The organism is Mesorhizobium sp. M7A.F.Ca.CA.002.04.1.1, assembly GCF_004022805.1.
Classification (GTDB): Bacteria; Pseudomonadota; Alphaproteobacteria; order Rhizobiales; family Rhizobiaceae; genus Mesorhizobium; species Mesorhizobium ciceri.
Window position 1 is genome coordinate 1 of sequence record NZ_RZPL01001292.1, and the last position, 514, is coordinate 514.

The following is a 514-nucleotide window of genomic DNA, read 5'->3' on the forward strand; positions in this document are numbered from 1 at the left end:
TAGCCGAACTGCGCAAGATGGTCGCCCATTTCGGCCTCGATGTCGTCGAGGCCTATATGGGCCATGTCCAGGACAATGCCGCCGAAAGCGTGCGCCGCGTGCTGGAGCGGCTGCCGGATAGTTCTGAGTACGAATACCCGACCGACACCGGCCAGATCATCAAGGTGAAGATCACGGTCGACCGGCAAAAGCGCGAGGCGACGGTAGACTTCACCGGCACCTCGCCGGTGATGAAGAACAATTTCAACGCGCCCGAGCCGGTGGCCCGCGCCGCCGTGCTCTACGCCTTCCGCGTCATGGTCGAGGATATGATCCCGATGAATGCCGGGTGCCTGCGGCCCATCAACATCATCATTCCCGATGGCTGCATGCTGAAACCCGCCTACCCCGCCGCCGTCGTCGCCGGCAATGTCGAGACCTCGCAGCATGTCACCAACGCGCTGTTCGGCGCCATGGGCGCCATGGCCAACGCCCAAGGCACGATGAACAACCTGACCTTCGGCAACAAGACGTA

Annotated in this window: 1 protein-coding gene; it reads left to right on the forward strand. The window is 62.5% G+C overall.

The features are described 5' to 3' along the window. The coding region (locus ENZ75_RS33855; protein WP_206617193.1) for a hydantoinase B/oxoprolinase family protein at positions 1–514 on the forward strand (514 nt) is incomplete at both ends.